Here is a 13,422-nt window from a genome sequence, read left to right on the forward strand (position 1 = left end):
TGGGCGCGGCGATGCTGATGAAGAGTAACCACGTGACCATCTGCGTATTCCAGCGAGCACACGACGATCGGCGGGCACACTGCGGGAGCGTTGGCGGGTTGACTATGAGATGAGCGCATAACTTTCAAGTGTAGCAGGCTGTCAGATTGCTGCACGCGGGAACTGGTTAAGTAACATCATCTACACAGCATGATTGAAAGTAACGCGACTGCGAGAATGTTGTTGTTGACGTTCCTATTCAGCTACTTTTTAATAAGTGACGCCTAAATCTATATATTTGATAGCGCTGGCGATAATTTTTCCTTCTTATGGTTATTGGTGTTAAATCAGAAAGTCCAGGTATCGTCTGGGGTTTTATAATGCTTTATTGGTGCTGTAAATGCAGATAATTCGCACCATGAATATGAATGATTATAAATATTAAGACTGCATAAAAATTGTTTGAGATGGGATTTTGTTGGATGGCGTGGAGTTTAGGAGTATAGGTATTTGCCAGCGACGCCGGCTGCATAGTCGCAGGTCTTTTCTAATCGTTCCGTGACGTGGAATTCTCTTCGCCACGACTTCCTGTTTAATTGAGTTACAGATGCGATCTTCGCTGCCCCTCGTTATCTCGAATTCTAAACCAGACGCTGACGATATTGTCGAGCGGGCTCTGCTGCGGCTGCTATGCCCTGGTAATACTCCTTCGGTGGAATCAGTTGAAACGACATTCGAGAAGAAGTTGCGTCGCCAGAAAGGTTCGATGACGCGCAGAGTACACGAAGCCGAATGGATTCCGCAGCCGGTCCGGGTCGTTCTACGAGAAGTGCGTTCTACGCATACTGTTAGCATCTGCTGGAGCGATTCTCAGACGGGGCACTACGATGAGCAAATCTGGCGTCTCGGTTTCGCACGGAACGATGGTTTATGCGTGATTTCTGGTCAGCGTATAGTGGCAGGCGACAAAGTGTGGAGCCCTCGGCGCAGTGCTGCGTCCGCTCCCGCAAACTGGAATCGAATGATTCTGGCTTCGGAAATATCGTTAAAGAGAGACGCGTTAGACTAACATTCTTTTAAAAATTATGATTTACTCGAGCCAGTACGATCGGTTGGCGAAAAGTGTTTTCTGGTCGAGCTTATTTTGCTCTCGTTGCAAGTGACGAAATACAACGACGCAGGTCACCAGATGCACGCTACAAATGCCGATTTTACGAAGGGCGTAGAGCGTCAACGTATTCCAGAAGCTGCCGATGACTGAAAGCGTGACTTCCGTAGCGCAGCCCGCCTTGATGGGTGTTGTCGACCCATGTCGAGAAGGCCAAAGCTTGCCTCGAAATGCAGCAGTCGTTTTAATGCTGTAGCGCCGGGAAGGAATGCTTCAGAAGAGGACTCCCGGCGGGCCGGGAGTCTGGGGGAAATGCGCCCTGCGGTTATCACGCGTGCGCGGCTTCCCCGATTTGGCCGACGGTGAAGCCAAGACGCACGAGAATCTCGCGCAAGGCCCTGAGGTCCATGCGGGACCTATCGCTCTTGAGTCAAACGCCGTTATGCGCAACATCGAGACGATATTCCTCGAGCGGCTCGCTCCGGCGGAGAGCGAGCGCGATTTCGCCTCGAGATACCGGCTGGGAGGGGCGCATAGCCTGTCGGCTGGCGGCGCAGCAGATCATCGCCGAGTAATGCGTGACCTGCCCGGCCTCGTCGGTGTACTGCACCGTGTGAAATCCCGGCAGGATAAGCGTCCGCATGACAAGAGACTCCAACTCCTCGAGGGTTTCGAGGTCGACGATACCGTATGTCACGCCGTCCAGCGCAATCGTCAGGCGGTCGGACATCTGAGTGCTCTCGGCCACTTCAATTGCAGCGGACGGGCCGTTCCTCGAAAGGGTTCATGAGGGGATCTGGTTGTTCGCCCCTGAATGTGCGTGTTAGCACTTGGGTCGGTGCATCCCGCGCTTATATATACCCTGATGTCACTGGTAGCACGGTTTGCAGATCTCGAGGGTAGGTCCGCATTATTCCCTTAGCCCGCAAAACTGCCCCACTTGGACGTGGGAAATTCTGAGCAGGGGGAGGTGACCCTGAACGAGAATTAATTCTGATTCAGGGTCACGTCGACTGCACGTCTGCTGTCATCTCGTCCGCCCAGAGGCTTCGGATTCCAGCCCTCGGCGCACGCAATCTAGACCCACTGCACTCAAATTCAACTAGTCTTGCACTGCCATGCAATCGGTGGTGTAGCGTCGGCCTATTCTCTAGCTACAACGAGCACCCAACCGGATGCTCGGTTCCGCTAGAACCTAGGAGACAAGCATGCAGAATCCAGTCAAGATCGCAATGCATATCAAATCACACATTGCCGAAGAAGCAGTGCATCTTAACGACATCCCCTGGAAGCCCTTTCCCGACGCTCTTTCGGTCGGCGGGATCCGTTGGAAACTTCTACACACCTCCCCGGAAATGGGGGCCTGGACGGCCATCTTCGATTGTCCGGCGGGCTCGTCGTTTAATGCGCATCTCCACACCGGTCCGGGTGAATATCTCCTGACCAAGGGCCGCATGGATGTGCGTGGAGGAGCCGAACTAGGGGGCGACACTGCAATCGCACCGGCGTACGGATATGAGTCGGCAAATGCCCGCCATGACAAGACGTACTTCCCGGTCGACTCGGAGTTTTATATGACGTTTCTCGGGCCACTCCAGTTCATCAACGAGGATGGCTCACCCATCGTGGTCGTAACCTGGGACGAAGCACAACACGCATACATCAACTAGGCATCTCGAAATAGCAAGAGTTTTGGACAGGTTCATCAAAAGCTAGCCTTTTTATGGAAGGACATAACATGTCTGCTGTTGACCTTGTTTTCGATCATCACCTCGGTGCATGCGCAATTGGCCTAGATGAAGTTCTCAAAGACTACAGTGAAATCTCGGTCATCGTTACACCGGAAAAGACGTATCGCGGCATCGCGGAGATTCGTGCCTTCTATAGGGCGTTTCTTGACAGTATTCGGCCTGAATTTTGGGATGCGTTCAACGTAACCAGTAGGTGTACGGAGGGTGAGATCGCATACCTGACGTGGGAGGCAAAACCGTTCGTCACGTCGGCTACCGATACGCTCTACATCAAGGGTGACAAGATCCTAGTCCAAACGTTTACCTCACTCACTGCTTGACACCGGCGTCGCTTCTTCTGAGAAGTGTCTTGTGTGCCTAGATTCGCGCAAAGAATTTCAATCGGAGATAGTCATGGCAGGAAAGCTTGAAGGGCGCGTCGCGGTAGTTACGGGGTCAAGCTCCGGCAACGGGCGCGCGATCGCAATTGCTTTGGCACGAGAAGGTGCACATCTCGTATGTTCGGATCTAAAACGAGCCGCATTGGCTGATGGCTACGAGGCGAACCTCCAGATTGACACCGATACTGCAATCATTGAGGAGGGTGGCAAAGCAACGTTTATTTCAGCTGACGCAAGCAAAGCAGCGGACGTAGAAAAAATCATTGACCATGCCGTTCAGAGTTACGGCAGGCTGGACATCGTGGTGAACAACGCAGGCGTGTTTACTGGATTGCACAACATCATCGATGAAACTGAAGAGCAATACGATTTCACGATGAATGTGAACGCCAAGGGGGTCTGGCTCGGATGCAAGTATGCGATCACGCAGTTCATGAAGCAGCATCCGATTCGAAGCACGACGGGCGCGGAACTACGCGGCCGCATCGTGAACATTGCGTCGATCGGAGGATTGATCGGTCTTGCACTCGAACCGGCGTATTGCGCGTCTAAGGGGGCGGTGGTCAATCTCACGCGAGAGCTGGCCATCGACTTCGCACAGAGCCATATCAACGTGAACGCCATTTGCCCAGGGTTTCTGGCGACAGCGATGGTTCGGTCGTTCCTGGAAGAGAAAGACACGAACAAGATGCTGCACGACCTGACACCATGGCCTCGTGTCGGAACGCCGGAAGACGTAGCCCGTATTGCAGTCTTTCTTGCGTCTGACGACGCCGAATGGATAACTGGGTCGATGATGACCGTCGACGGTGGTTTCTCAGCGCGCTGACGAATTTCTCAAATATTGGGTTGACGAAACTTTGCAAGGAGATATTCAATGGGTAGGTTGAATGGAAAGATAGCAATTGTTACGGGCGCGAGTTCCGGCTTTGGCCGTGGAATTGCACTTGCATACGCCGCTGAGGGCGCCAAAGTTGTTGTGAGCGATGTCCACGAGGTGCCCAATAAAGGTGGCTTCGAGGACAACTCCCAGCTCACGACGGTGGCAGCGATCAGAGAGGGTAAAGGTGAGGCGACGTACGTGTCGTGCAATGTCACTAAGCAAAGTGAAGTTGAAAATCTCGTGCGGGAAGCGGTGCGCTTGTACGGTGGTCTTGACATCATCGTCAACAATGCTGGCATCTACCGCGCGGGCAAGCTTGCCCACGAATTTGGCGTTGAAGACCTTGACGCATGCTTCGACGTCAACGTTAGAGGCGTGTGGTTTGGTTGCCAGGAAGCCATTAAAGTATTCCTGAAGCAACCTACGGGTGGCAACATTATCAACGTCGTATCGACGGCAGGGCTGCAGGGTCATCCGAACCAATCCGTGTACAACATTTCAAAGGGAGCTGCGGCGAACCTGACCCGGTGCCTTGCCATCGAATACGGCCGCAATAAAATTCGTGTCAACGGAATCTGTCCAACCTATGCGAAAACTTCACTCACGCGTGCGCTATTCGACGATAAGAATTTCGATCAGACCTTCAAGGAAATGATTCCTCTGAAACGTTGGGGGGAAGTCGAGGATATTGCCAATCTTGCTATTTTCTTGGGGTCGGACGAATCGAGCTATATTCACGGCGATCTCATTCGCATCGATGGCGGAGAAACGCTTTGCCGCTTTTCCGTCTAGATGAACTCGAGTGCACTAACCGTTATATTTCTGGATTTTTTGAAAATGGCGAAATTAATTCATTCTATGATTCGCGTCTTGAATCTCGATGTTTCATTGAGATTTTATAAGGATGCGCTGGGGTTGTCGGTGAGCAATCGGCTCGACTTTTCTGATTTTGTGCTGGTGTATCTAAAAAATGAAAAAAGCAATTTCGAAATAGAGTTAACGTGGAACAGAGGTCGCGAGCAAGCATATGCGCACGGAGATGGATACGGGCATATTGCGGTTGCAGTCGACGATCTCGAGGCGGAGCGAGAGCGTATGTTGAAGCTGAACATCGGCTCGACGCCAATCAAGGAATTCAAACGCGGAGACGAGATGCTTGCGCGCTTCTTTTTCGTCCAGGACCCAGATGGTTACAAGATCGAAGTTCTGGAGCGGTTTGGTCACTATGTCTAAGGGGAGTTTCGGACCTGAATGATCGCGTTGAATGTCAATCCGTGAAGGATTGATTTGGAGCATTCCGGTGGTGACGGACGCTGGTATTTAGGTGTGTCGAGCGTGCGCATACGGGTGGTCAAGGAGGCCTTCTTGAGTCTGCCAGCTGCCGCCAAACGGTCGTAGAAAGCGCGACCGACCGGATTTAAACGAGACGCGGTGAGGGTTGCTGGATATAGCGCGCACCGGACTTCGGAGCGCGCGGCGGCGATGCGCATACTGCCCTTGATGGAGCCGAGGTCTTTCACATAGGGTCTCACGCGAGGCAGGGTACCGCTTCGACGTTGATTGAGTTGACCCGGCTTAGGCAATTCGGCAATCGAGCTCGTCGCGGCGAGGCGACCGATGCCGGACGCGTCTTGCAATTCCTTGGGCATAACGGCGCCGTGCCGCTCAATATAATTGTATGGCCACGAACTGGCGTCGCCGGGTGTCAGCCTGGTTGGTGCTGGGTGAGTCAAGCGCGCCGCGAATGTGGCGAGCTTCGCAACTCACACTCCGCGGCGACTTTTTCGTTGTTGTGGTAACGACATTCGCTTGCCCTGCGCGACTCAACCCAATTCAATATGGAGTTGAGACTTTGCATACGTCCAACTGGTGAACGGGTGCGCGTTGAAGATGCTTTGCCCAAAACAATCAATAAAGCAGCGAGTGCTTGTTGATCGAGGCCGACATGAGCCTGCGTTCGCAGGATGTGATCCTGGTGTTGTCGCTACCGATTCGGCTATACGTATAGCTATCCAATACTCGGTCAGGCGATAGCGTCGAACTTATCTTGGTCAATGTCATGCAGCCGGATGTGAGTTGCGGAAATCGTTCGTGCCTTTATTATGACAGGTAGTCCGTAGCAAACGCGATCGTCGAGCTTAGTTGGACTCCGATAGTATCGACGCGAGACTCATTGCCTGATTGGCCACAAAATTCCACATCAGGTCACTGGGCGGGCCTGGCGAGCTTCGCCGGGCGATTGCCCGAACTTTTCTTTGAAAACTCGGCAGAAGTGGCTGGTCGAGTTGAATCCCCAGCGGAAAGCAATCTCGCCGATCTGGAATCTGTCGTAAGACGGATCTACCAGCGCGCGATGGCAAGCGTGGAGCCTGCTATCGAGTACGTAGTTCGAAACAGTCACGTCGCAGCGTTGGAAGATCATGTGCAAATACCGCAGGGAAATACCGTTTGCAGCCGCGATTCGCATCGGTGTTAGATCATCTTCCTGAAGATGTTGACGGATGTAATCTTGAATCTTGCGCAACATGACCGAGGCCGCATCGAAAGTTTGAGACTGCTGTTGATTGGACAGAGCAGCACCTAGCAGTTCCAAAGTCGATCGACTAACCGAGCCATGTACACTTGAATCGAGCATCGATATCTGTTTTGACAGCGTGAGCAGCTGCACGGCGAGCAGCGACCCGACACCTTTCTTGGCGTCAAGTCGACCACCGGAAGGCGGGCGTCTGCGATCAATGACGTGCTCACTCATAAGCGTCCATGGAACCATAAGCGTCACTTTGTGTAGTCGTTCGGTCACCTCAAACTGTACGATCTGATCGGTCGTCCAGACTACGAGGTCACCGGAGTTCACTTCCACACCGCTTTCGCCAATCAAGAAGCGCTCACGACCTCGGCTTGTGAGTTGGACGCCTATGTATAGCTCATCGTCACGGCGAACGAGTTCTTGGGTTCGTTCGCCGGTGCAGGGGTCAGAAATCGTTTCGACCAGTTCGGCGCCAACAAAGTCATGCCGACGAACAGTTGCACAGAACGTCGTCGGCAGGCGTTGCGGTACTCGCCATTCACGATAACTGCGACTCAAAATCTGTTGCCATGCATCTGTCCTGTCGCCTGCCGGAATACCGGCGGAGGACCAGCAATTGAAATGAACCGACAAAGTGCGTCTCCTAAGTCACCAGGCCTTGTCGAGCGCCAGCCAGACGATCAATTTTGGAATCTACTCGGAGTCGAGGTTCGCAATCAATAAGGCCTTTCCCAGGTGAACAAAGACAGACGTACGTAGCCTAATAGTCCATCAGTTTAGCGTTTGTCGCGCCGAGCCTTTGCGAGACTTGCTCTGACGTTAACGACGCCCAATGATCACAGATTGATTTCGCGCGCACGGGGCATGCTGCAATTGCGGGGTGCCAACTGAGTAAAAGGTCTGAACAAATACGAAGCGGGAGGCAGGGCGAGTCCCAGAGTTCGAGATAGGCGCGATGTACTTATGCCTGGACGTATCGAGCTGCGCAACTAGTAGCCGCAAGCGGCAGATTTCGGCTTCGTCAGGTTCGATTGGCGTCAAATCCTACGATCGCATGATCGACATGATCAATGATCTTGTCGCTAGGTGCCGTAAGGTAATCCGAAGACGGATTGCGCGGGGAACATACGCTACAACGCTCGAAGCTAGATAGCAACTGACCGTCCATTCCACTCGCCGCCCACCCTCCGCGAACGGAGAGGGTAGTTACGGTTCAGCGCTATCCGTTGCGCAAAGTGTCGTGGGCTCAACAGGAGCTTGCAGTAGCTTTGGTTGAGATCGACGTGGCGTCGAGGTACATCGGCCGGACTGCGTATCTGCTTTCAAATTTTCGGAAAGCATCTTTCGCGATTTGTCGGGCGCTGCAACGTCTACGCTCCAGCGTTTGTTGACAACAGTCGGCAATCTCACTGTCGAACTGACGCAATGGTCGGATCAGGACGTGCTTTTCGTCTCGCCCCTGCTTGCCTACCAGTGAGCCCGACGGGTCTGGCAAAGCAGGGGCGCTGCACGTCAACAATGTCCCGAGCTTGTCTGATTTTGCTCCAGTCCGCACCGACTAGGTGGTTTGCTTTGGGTGCCCCCTTCATTCCCGAGAGGTTCCTCGGCGTACGCAACGTCTGTAGCTCCTCGCACTTGGTAGGACTCGCCCCATTCTCTGAGGCTGAGAAGCACGGGGGCGAGTGTCGTGCCGAAGGGTGTTAGCCCATATTCGACTTTGGGTGGAACTTGGGGAAATACAACGCGTGCAACGATGCCGTCCGCTTCAAGCTCACGAAGTTGTAGGGTCAACATGCGTTGCGTGGTGTTCGGCATCAGGCGCGTGAGCTCCATGAAGCGTTTTTTCCCATGCAGCAGATGGAAGAGGATCAGTGGTTTCCATAGGCCTCCGATAACGGAGAGTGTTACTTCGACGGCGCAGCCGCTCTTGCTGTCCAGGCGTTTAGGTCGCATAACGTTAGACATACATAATTGATAGTACCGGTCTTAATTGTACCTTCTTGCGACTATCGATGCGCAATCGGACAATGGCCTCGAGGTCAAGGAAACTTCAGACCTGGCGCACCGATTACTTGGGTGCGATCCATATTTTGACGCCGAATCGAACTCGAACGTTTGGCGTTGCTCAATCCATATAGGAACCACAGTGATGAAAGCCATTACGTTGCACAGCCCCGCCGGACTGGACAACCTCCGACGCGTGGAACTTCCCGATCCGGGCGAGCCGGCGCGGGGCGAGATCCGCGTACGCATCCATGCTAGCTCGCTGAACTTTCACGACTTGCTCGTCGTTCTTGGTCGCATACCCACAGCTGACGGGCGTATTCCCATGTCGGACGGTGCAGGTGTCGTCGAAGCAGTAGGTGAGGGTGTGACTGAATTCGCGGTAGGGGACTCGGTAGTTTCGACGTTCTTCCCTCACTGGATCAACGACGCTCCGACAGTTTCCGGTTTTTCCACTACGCCGGGCGATGGTGTCGACGGTTACGCGCGTGAGAGTGTTGTGCTCCCTACGCATTGGTTCACGCGTGCGCCGCGTGGATACAGTCATGCAGAGGCAGCAACGTTGACTACTGCGGGTTTGACCGCCTGGCGCGCACTAGTCGTCGACGGTGCGCTGAAGGCGGGCGACACCGTACTCGTACAAGGAACTGGCGGAGTTTCGATTTTTGCGCTGCAGTTCGCAAAGCTGATGGGTGCAACGGTCATCGCGACGTCCTCTTCTGACGAGAAATTGGCGAAGGTTTCCGGGATGGGGGCGGATCATCTGATCAACTATAAGCGTGATACCGAATGGTCTTCGAAAGTGCTCGAGTTCACTAACGGTCGCGGTGTCGACCATGTTGTCGAGGTTGGTGGACCGGACACGCTTACCCAATCGATTCGGTCTTGCCGGATCGGGGGGCACATCGCATTGATCGGAGTGTTGACCGGGGCAGCCGGGCAAGTGCCGACGATTGAGTTGATGGCTCGTCAGCAGAAGCTGCAGGGGTTGGTTGTCGGAAGTCGTCGACATCAGATCGATATGATCAGCGCGATCGACGCGAACGGAACTAAGCCTGCAATCGATTCGAGCTTCCCGCTTGACGAACTTGCCGGCGCGTTCCGTCACCAGGCCGCTGGCAATCATTTCGGAAAGATCTCCGTTACGATCTAAAGGTCGGGGGCGACCGTCGGTCTGTCGCACGATCATACAGAAGTAAGCGAATACGCGACTCGCCGGAAACACGGCCTTCAGCACGAGTCTATAAGGTCGCCGAGCGGAGTCGCGCCAACCCACGGGCCCGTTTCGGCCGACCTCTTTGTTCTCCGATGGTGTCGCCGGCGACGTTGTGTTGATAGCAGCGCATCACCGTCCGGCTCGCCGTGGCCGCCGCGGGCCAAAATGAACCTGATAGAGTTTCGCAACCTCGATCAGTGGCGTGGGCATACGACTCGACGAGTTGCAAAGCATTACCCGCCGCGCAGTCTATGACTTTTCATCCGTGCGTGAACGATTTTTCAGGTTCAGCCTGAGACAGCGCGAGGTCTGATTCTTGCTGCGCGGAGCAACGCGTATCTTCTGGGCATCTGCGGCGCGATCGCTCTTTAAACCATCTGCTTCGAGACTGCCGGGACTCGGCGAGCGATTTGTCCGATAACTTCACGGCCACCACGTCATTCTCGCGCAATTCGTGACCGCCACGATGTGGTGCAGGCCCATAGCGCCGAACATTTCTGTCACGTTGGCGTATTCGACCCGCCAGGCCCCATCAGTTCAAACACCAGGGGTGACAATCTTGCGCTTGCAAACTAAGACGACCGGTCATATTATTGTCGGGCGGTCGCTGAAGTCTGATGTCGTAGTCGACCGTCGAGCATGTACGTCGGCGCGTATGGAGCCCGTTTGTAGGCGGGAGGGTGAGAGGCGAGGCTCGGTGCCTGGACTCACCACGCGTCGCTATCGATAACGTAAGGAGACTCCCTCATGGTACAAACCACAGGTCAATTTGACGAACAGCGCGTGCTCGCTGAGGTATGGCATTGGTTCTTTGATGACTATCTTCCACGTTGGGCCGCTGCGGGAGAACGAGGCGAAGATTCTTCGTTCGTCACTGAGTACTGGGGCGCCCCATTGTGGGTGAGCATCGACGACATGCCGGTCATCTTGGCGGCAACGGAAGCTGAAGTGGCGGAAATTCTCCGACCAATTCACGGGCGGTTGAAGGCTGCGGGGTATAGCCACACCTCCGTGCCAGACCGTCGGGTCGTCGTTTTCAACAGCAATAGCGCTCAGGTGAGCGCAATCTGGTCCCGTCGACGGCCGGATGAGTCGGAAATCGAACGCTGCGCAGTGAACTTCAGCCTGATGAGGCGCCAAGACGGGTGGCGCGTTTTGCATATCCAGCAGAAGACTACGGATGCTTCCGATCTAACCGACGTCTGGTCCGCGCATAAGACCCTCTAGTCGCCGCAGTAGGTGTTTGCACGGGAGGCGTCTGTTTGTTCTGACAAATGTGTAGGGTTTGTGGCGCGGGGGGGGGGGGCGCTGTTGCTGAGGGAATGTATCGGCCAATGGTTTTTCCGGTAGTGGTTCATTCGTTTTCGGATCTACCTAGCCCTCGCAACTTATCTTGCGTTGTTGCGTTTGTGTTTTACCACTTAGCACGCGATCGATGCAGTCTGCCCGGGTTCACTTGGAACTGCTCCGGTGGCAATCGGGTTGGCGCGACATCTAAAGGAAGGCTGGGATTCTGCAGAATCGATGGGTTGCGGCGCTGTCGTGAGTTCGATCGGCAGCGGGCCTCCTCACTGACTACTTGACACGAAAAGTCAATCGGTCTAATTTTGGGGCTTCGGGTGACGTCTCTTCATTGGAGTTCCATGACGAGATCCGGATCATGCGCAGTGTGTGCGCGCGGTAACCCTAACGATTTCTTCGAGGATGACCAGGATTGGCTAATGCAGCTCCTAACAAACGAGGGATTGAAACACGGTTGAAGTTATTGGCTGCGGGAGTCTCAGAGTTCCATGTCAACGGATTTAATGGCGTGGGAGTGGATCAGATTGCCAAAACAGCCGGTGTTCCAAAGGGATCGTTCTACAACCTTTTCGAAAGCAAGGAAGCTTTCGCGGCTGAGGTCATCGATCAATATTTCCAATCTGGCCAGAGCAGGCTCAATGAGTTTTTTGGCAACAAGGATCTGAGCCCACTGGATCGGTTACGCGGATATTTCCATGAGCTCATTAGCCACTACATCAAGCTTGGCTTTCGTCGAGGCTGTATGTTGGGAAACCTCACATTGGAGGCGGCCGATCAGAGCGACATCATGCGCGACCGGCTCGCGCAGAACCTCCGCCTGTGGAGCGCGACACTCGCCTCGGCAATCGAAGAGGCCCAACAGCGTGGTGAGGTAACGAACCGAATTCTGCCTTCCACTCTCGCAGACTTCACACTGAATTGTTGGGAAGGGGCGTTGTTACGCATGAAGGCTGAAAAAAGCATTGCACCACTTGAGCAGGCATGTGATGTCATTTTTCGAGTGATCCTTGTGTGAGCGGGAAGCAGAGGTGGCTTCGCAGCGGACACTTCGAAGCCCGTGATGCGCTGGATGTGTACAAACGACGGCAGAAGTAAGGGCTCGGAATAGTCATCGCTTCTGCTTGAGAAAAGGGGGCTGCCCCGTCCCTGCCGCTAGGAGATGGCTTCGCTATTAATAAGATGACTGGACAAATTGTTTTGGTTTGCCGTTCGTTTGTCGATCATGCTCTACCTCTCGCAACAGAGCGTAGTCGTGCCCTGTCGTATCGGTCGAGCATGTCAACGGCACCGCTACTGACATTGATCCAGGCGCATGTTGCTGCGCCCGTTTGCACCGGAGATTCTAGGAAATGATTTCAAGGAACGACGTCACCTTTCCCGCCGAAGGCGGGATCGAACTTGCTGCATGGCTGTATCTGCCGGAGTCCGCCGGGCCTCGTCCGGCAATTACAATGGCTCACGGCTATGGTGGTACGCGGTACCACGCACTCGACCAATTCGCCCAAGCCTTCGCGGCAGCCGGCTTCGTTGTTCTCGTTCACGAACATCGTGGGTTCGGAGCGAGTGGCGGAGAGCCACGTCAGGACATCAACCCCTGGCAGCAGATCGCTGACTGGCGCCGAGCAATCTCGTATCTTGAGGCGCATCCTGCAGTCGATTCGTCGCGAATTGGCCTCTGGGGAGCGAGTTACGCTGGCGGCCATGCAATCGTACTCGGTGCGACCGACCGCAGATTGAAGGCGGTGGTGTCTCAGGTGCCCACAATTAGCGGCTATCAGCAAGGCCTCAGGCGAGTGTCGCCCGACGCGTTGCCGGCACTCGAAGAGTTGCTGAACGAGGACGAGCGCGCCCAGCTTCGCGGCGAACCGCCCAGGTACCAAGCGCTGGTTAGCGCCGATCCTGCGATTCCTGCTGCTTACCGGTCCCAAGATGCCATCGATTTCAATCAACAGCCAATGCCGGAAGGCGTTTGGGAAAACAAAGTAACGATCCGCTCCACTCGCTGGGCACGAATGTACGAGCCGGGGATGTGGATCTCGCGGATCTCGCCCACGCCACTGTTGATGGTTGTCGCTCGCGAGGACAAGGCCACTCCAACCGACCTCGCGCTTGCCGCTTATGAGCAGGCACTTCAACCAAAAAAGCTTGTGCTGATTCCCGGCGGACACTACGACCTTTACCAAAGTCAAGGGGACGCCGCGCGCTCTGCCGCGCTCGCTTGGTTCAAGGAACACCTCGTCCAGTCGTAAGTTACGACAATTGCTACTGCAAT

Annotated in this window: 13 protein-coding genes and 2 pseudogenes; 11 read left to right on the forward strand and 4 right to left on the reverse strand. The window is 54.5% G+C overall.

Translation table 11 applies throughout. The features are described from left to right. Nucleotides 1-745 precede the first annotated feature (745 nt). Entirely contained in the window at nucleotides 746-1,048 is a 303-nt protein-coding gene (locus G3O00_RS09085) for a DUF3331 domain-containing protein (protein ID WP_241025052.1), read from the forward strand. A gap of 469 nt (nucleotides 1,049-1,517) precedes the next feature. On the opposite strand, the gene G3O00_RS09090 is transcribed toward G3O00_RS09085, so the two are convergent. Beyond that, the gene (locus G3O00_RS09090) at nucleotides 1,518-1,817 is read right to left on the reverse strand and encodes a hypothetical protein (protein WP_206142759.1); all 300 of its coding nucleotides are present in this window, start codon (nucleotides 1,815-1,817) and stop codon (nucleotides 1,518-1,520) included. 478 nt (nucleotides 1,818-2,295) lie between these two features. Here G3O00_RS09090 and G3O00_RS09095 point away from each other — a divergent pair, with 478 nt between their 5' ends. The 5 genes from G3O00_RS09095 to G3O00_RS09115 all read left to right on the forward strand — a co-directional run bounded on the left by G3O00_RS09095 (nucleotide 2,296) and on the right by G3O00_RS09115 (nucleotide 5,334). After that, nucleotides 2,296-2,757: a 2,4'-dihydroxyacetophenone dioxygenase family protein gene (locus G3O00_RS09095; protein ID WP_241025048.1), complete on the forward strand. Its 462-nt coding sequence runs from the start codon at nucleotides 2,296-2,298 to the stop codon at nucleotides 2,755-2,757. Nucleotides 2,758-2,825: 68 nt separating this feature from the next. Further along, complete coding sequence (locus G3O00_RS09100; RefSeq protein WP_206142760.1) at nucleotides 2,826-3,158, forward strand: nuclear transport factor 2 family protein; 333 nt, start codon at nucleotides 2,826-2,828, stop codon at nucleotides 3,156-3,158. A gap of 73 nt (nucleotides 3,159-3,231) precedes the next feature. Next, a complete protein-coding gene (locus G3O00_RS09105) occupies nucleotides 3,232-4,047 on the forward strand; it encodes an SDR family oxidoreductase (RefSeq protein ID WP_206142761.1) in 816 nt (271 codons plus the stop codon). 48 nt (nucleotides 4,048-4,095) lie between these two features. Continuing rightward, nucleotides 4,096-4,893 carry an SDR family oxidoreductase gene (locus G3O00_RS09110; protein WP_206142762.1) on the forward strand — a complete coding sequence of 266 codons (798 nt, stop codon included), beginning with the start codon at nucleotides 4,096-4,098 and terminating at the stop codon, nucleotides 4,891-4,893. A 45-nt stretch (nucleotides 4,894-4,938) separates the two neighbouring features. After that, a complete protein-coding gene (locus tag G3O00_RS09115) occupies nucleotides 4,939-5,334 on the forward strand; it encodes a VOC family protein (protein ID WP_206142763.1) in 396 nt (131 codons plus the stop codon). On the opposite strand, the gene G3O00_RS09120 is transcribed toward G3O00_RS09115, so the two are convergent. After that, nucleotides 5,331-5,750, reverse strand: a complete 420-nt coding sequence (locus G3O00_RS09120; RefSeq protein WP_206142764.1) for a transposase — start codon at nucleotides 5,748-5,750, stop codon at nucleotides 5,331-5,333. The genes G3O00_RS09115 and G3O00_RS09120 overlap by 4 nt on opposite strands. Nucleotides 5,751-5,797: 47 nt before the next feature. On the opposite strand from G3O00_RS09120, the pseudogene G3O00_RS43285 reads away from it, so the two are divergent. Next, a pseudogene (locus G3O00_RS43285) lies at nucleotides 5,798-6,103 on the forward strand (IS3 family transposase); the annotation flags it as partial. Between the two features lie 198 nt (nucleotides 6,104-6,301). Here the strand turns inward: G3O00_RS43285 and G3O00_RS09125 are convergent. Together G3O00_RS09125 and G3O00_RS09130 are read right to left on the reverse strand one after the other, a co-directional pair. Continuing rightward, complete coding sequence (locus G3O00_RS09125) at nucleotides 6,302-7,261, reverse strand: helix-turn-helix domain-containing protein (RefSeq protein ID WP_206142765.1); 960 nt, start codon at nucleotides 7,259-7,261, stop codon at nucleotides 6,302-6,304. Nucleotides 7,262-8,263: 1,002 nt separating this feature from the next. After that, nucleotides 8,264-8,581: pseudogene (locus tag G3O00_RS09130) on the reverse strand (winged helix-turn-helix transcriptional regulator); the annotation flags it as partial. A gap of 196 nt (nucleotides 8,582-8,777) precedes the next feature. Between G3O00_RS09130 and G3O00_RS09135 the strand changes: the two are divergent. The 4 genes from G3O00_RS09135 (at nucleotide 8,778) to G3O00_RS09150 (ending at nucleotide 13,399) form a co-directional block, all read left to right on the forward strand. Continuing rightward, nucleotides 8,778-9,785, forward strand: a complete 1,008-nt coding sequence (locus tag G3O00_RS09135; RefSeq protein ID WP_206142766.1) for an NAD(P)-dependent alcohol dehydrogenase — start codon at nucleotides 8,778-8,780, stop codon at nucleotides 9,783-9,785. Nucleotides 9,786-10,595: 810 nt separating this feature from the next. Beyond that, nucleotides 10,596-11,075 carry a hypothetical protein gene (locus G3O00_RS09140; RefSeq protein ID WP_206142767.1) on the forward strand — a complete coding sequence of 160 codons (480 nt, stop codon included), beginning with the start codon at nucleotides 10,596-10,598 and terminating at the stop codon, nucleotides 11,073-11,075. A gap of 487 nt (nucleotides 11,076-11,562) precedes the next feature. Beyond that, entirely contained in the window at nucleotides 11,563-12,165 is a 603-nt protein-coding gene (locus tag G3O00_RS09145) for a TetR/AcrR family transcriptional regulator (RefSeq protein WP_206142768.1), read from the forward strand. A gap of 334 nt (nucleotides 12,166-12,499) precedes the next feature. Next, a complete protein-coding gene (locus G3O00_RS09150; RefSeq protein ID WP_206142769.1) occupies nucleotides 12,500-13,399 on the forward strand; it encodes an alpha/beta fold hydrolase in 900 nt (299 codons plus the stop codon). Nucleotides 13,400-13,422 lie beyond the last annotated feature (23 nt).

Source organism: Burkholderia sp. Ac-20384 (assembly GCF_017104605.1).
In the GTDB taxonomy this organism is placed as follows: domain Bacteria; phylum Pseudomonadota; class Gammaproteobacteria; order Burkholderiales; family Burkholderiaceae; genus Burkholderia; species Burkholderia lata.

Excerpts from the sequence above, each read along its gene's own strand:
- G3O00_RS09105 (WP_206142761.1), top strand. The coding sequence starts at position 3,232 with ATGGCAGGAAAGCTTGAAGGGCGCGTCGCGGTAGTTACGGGGTCAAGC.
- G3O00_RS09120 (WP_206142764.1), bottom strand. The coding sequence starts at position 5,750 with ATGCCCAAGGAATTGCAAGACGCGTCCGGCATCGGTCGCCTCGCCGCG.
- G3O00_RS09110 (WP_206142762.1), top strand. The coding sequence starts at position 4,096 with ATGGGTAGGTTGAATGGAAAGATAGCAATTGTTACGGGCGCGAGTTCC.
- G3O00_RS09100 (WP_206142760.1), top strand. The coding sequence starts at position 2,826 with ATGTCTGCTGTTGACCTTGTTTTCGATCATCACCTCGGTGCATGCGCA.
- G3O00_RS09150 (WP_206142769.1), top strand. The coding sequence starts at position 12,500 with ATGATTTCAAGGAACGACGTCACCTTTCCCGCCGAAGGCGGGATCGAA.
- G3O00_RS09090 (WP_206142759.1), bottom strand. The coding sequence starts at position 1,817 with ATGTCCGACCGCCTGACGATTGCGCTGGACGGCGTGACATACGGTATC.
- G3O00_RS09085 (WP_241025052.1), top strand. The coding sequence starts at position 746 with ATGACGCGCAGAGTACACGAAGCCGAATGGATTCCGCAGCCGGTCCGG.
- G3O00_RS09140 (WP_206142767.1), top strand. The coding sequence starts at position 10,596 with ATGGTACAAACCACAGGTCAATTTGACGAACAGCGCGTGCTCGCTGAG.
- G3O00_RS09095 (WP_241025048.1), top strand. The coding sequence starts at position 2,296 with ATGCAGAATCCAGTCAAGATCGCAATGCATATCAAATCACACATTGCC.
- G3O00_RS09115 (WP_206142763.1), top strand. The coding sequence starts at position 4,939 with ATGGCGAAATTAATTCATTCTATGATTCGCGTCTTGAATCTCGATGTT.
- G3O00_RS09135 (WP_206142766.1), top strand. The coding sequence starts at position 8,778 with ATGAAAGCCATTACGTTGCACAGCCCCGCCGGACTGGACAACCTCCGA.